Genomic DNA, 2,809 nt, shown 5'->3' with positions numbered 1-2,809 from the left:
GGATGGGTGTGTTAAAGGAAATATTAATTAAAGATAAAGATATGATGGAAATCGAAGAATTGAAGAAGATTATTCGGGATGTGCCCGATTTTCCCTCGAAGGGAATCCTGTTTCGCGACCTTACAACTATGATCAAGGATGGCGAGGCTCTACATGTTACAGGCAAAGCCCTCGCGGACCTTTACCGCGATAAGGGCGTGACCAAGATCGTGGGTATCGAATCACGCGGATTCATCGGCGGCTCGATAATGGCGTATGAACTCGGTTGCGGATTTGTGCCTGCCCGTAAACCGGGTAAACTCCCCGCTGTGACTATCAAGAAAGCTTATGCAAAGGAGTATGGCGTGGATACCATCGAGATGCATAATGACGCAATTACGGAAGATGATGTCGTTGTCCTCCATGATGACCTGCTTGCTACCGGCGGTACTATGCGCGCGTGCTATGACCTCGTGAAGACGATGAATCCGAAAAAAATATATATCAATTTTATTGTCGAACTTACCGATCTGAACGGTCGCGAGAATCTCCCGGAAGATTGCGAAGTGATCTCTCTTCTTAAATACTGATTCAATAAATATGACATTGATTCGATAAAGAAGGGTAGAACCGGAGAACACATTGAACCGGTGCATACGTAAATATCCGGAGAAAATATTGATTAGATGAATACGGATAAAACCGGAGAAAATATCGAAGCAACAGGAAACCCCGATGATGTCGGGGTTTCTTCATCTTCTGCAAGCCGTAGGAATATAAGGAAACTTCTCGCAGGAACAGGGAGAAATATCGATGAATTCGGAGGATTCGATATAGAGATAACTCCCGACCGGACAAAAGAGGATATATTCAATAACCGTCCGGGAGAACAGCTCCGGGAGAAAATTCTGAATCTTCCGGAGCTGCCGGGAGTGTATATGTATCTTGATCGCTCCGGAAAAGTTATATATGTTGGTAAGGCGAAGCGCCTGAAGCGGAGAGTGTCTTCTTATTTCAACCGCTATCATGAAGTGACGCGTACAAATCTACTTGTGCGCAATATCGTCGACATGCGTTTTATCGTGGTGCCGACGGAGGAAGATGCCCTTCATCTGGAGAACGCGATGATAAAGGAATATCAGCCGCGTTATAATGTCTTGCTGAAGGATGATAAGTCATACCCATGGATAGTGGTGACAAAAGAGCTGTATCCGCGTGTGTTCATGACGAGAGAGAAGGGCATTCATGGCCGTTATTACGGACCGTATGCCAATCAGGCGGCGGCAAAGGTGGTGCTTCAGTTGATACGTGAGGTTTACCCGCTGCGCAGTTGCCGTCATACGCTCGAAGAGAAGGGTATCGCCCGAAACAGATATTCGCTCTGTCTCGACTATCATATACACAAATGTCTCGGACCGTGTCGCGGACTTGTCAGTCCGGAGGACTATGGTAAATACATAACGAGGGTGCGCCAGATACTCAACGGTGAGACTGTGGAACTCGAGAATGTTTTGAAGGATGAGATGTCGAGACTCAGTGAGGAGTGGAAATTCGAGGAAGCACAGGTTGTCAAAGAAAAATATGAGGCTGTCAGGAAATATAACGCCAAGAGTGTTATTGGCGAGGCTTCGGAAAATTCGGCGGATATGTTCGCCTACGTGGAGAATGAAGACCGTGCTTTTGTGAATTTCATGCATCTCAACAGGGGAGCGGTGACACAGAGTCTTAATCTTGAGTATCGCCGTCAGAAAACAGATATCACCCGGGAGGAGATTCTTTCCATGGCTGTCGCCGAGATCGTCGAGCGCTTTGACAGGGAATTCAAGGAGGTGATAGTGCCGTTTATGCCGGATGTGGAGTTCGAGGGAGTGAGATTTGTGGTGCCGTCCCGGGGTGATAAAAAGAAAGTGCTGGATGTCGGTGTAAAGAATGCCACGCAATATATGCACGATGTCGAGAAGCAGGCGGAGAAACTGAATCCCGAGAGGGGTGTGGAGAAATTGATGGCGCAGATGAAAAGTGATTTCCGTCTGGAGACGGAGCCGCGCCATATAGAATGTTTTGACAACTCCAATATCCAGGGCACAAATCCGGTCGCGAGTTGTGTGGTCTTCCGGAATGGAAAACCGGCTCGACGCGATTACCGCCATTTCAATATAAAGACTGTTGTCGGCGCAAACGATTTCGCTTCCATGAAAGAGGTCCTTCACCGTCGTTATACGCGTATGATGGCTGAAGGGGAGTCGTTGCCGCAGCTGGTTGTCGTCGATGGAGGCAAAGGACAGCTGAGTGCTGCCGTCGAGGCATTCGACGAGATGGGAATCCGTGGCATAGTCGCCCTTGTAGGCATAGCCAAGAGGCTCGAGGAGATTTATTTCCCCGGTGATTCACTGCCGCTCTACATCGACAAGAAATCGCAGAGTCTGAGGGTGATACAGGCATTGCGCGATGAAGCTCACAGATTCGGCATCACCCATCATCGCAATCGGCGAAGCAAGTCTCAGACTGTTAGTGAATTGGATTCCATCAAGGGTATTGGTGACGCGACATCCGCCACACTCATGAAAGAATTCAGGAGTCTTAAGCGCGTGAAAGAGGCGACGCTTGAGGATCTTGCCGCTGTGATCGGTAAGGCAAAAGCGACCTCTGTCTACAACCATTTCCATTCTCCGGATAACTAACAATTAGAAGAAAAATAACGAATCAGTTCTGGTTATTTGTATGGGGTCTGACGGGTATAAACACGAATGCGACCGGTTTCGCAACCAGCCGCATTCTCGTGTTTTCCATAATACTTTTTCGAACTAACCTAACATCATGAAACGATTTT

The 2,809-nt window shown here is 47.8% G+C and carries 2 protein-coding genes; both read left to right on the top strand.

Translation table 11 applies throughout. The annotated features are described in order from the left end of the window. Positions 1-44: 44 nt before the first annotated feature. Positions 45-569 carry an adenine phosphoribosyltransferase gene (locus JX312_RS11760; protein ID WP_128707264.1) on the top strand — a complete coding sequence of 175 codons (525 nt, stop codon included), beginning with the start codon at positions 45-47 and terminating at the stop codon, positions 567-569. 96 nt (positions 570-665) lie between these two features. Then, a complete protein-coding gene (gene uvrC / locus JX312_RS11755; RefSeq protein WP_172470637.1) occupies positions 666-2,660 on the top strand; it encodes an excinuclease ABC subunit UvrC in 1,995 nt (664 codons plus the stop codon). The last annotated feature ends 149 nt before the right edge of the window (positions 2,661-2,809 follow it).

Source organism: Barnesiella sp. CU968 (genome assembly GCF_905219685.1).
Taxonomy (GTDB): Bacteria; Bacteroidota; Bacteroidia; order Bacteroidales; family Muribaculaceae; genus Lepagella; species Lepagella muris_A.
The sequence above is the reverse complement of the archived record's forward strand: the minus strand, read 5'-3'. Positions and strand labels throughout refer to the sequence as shown.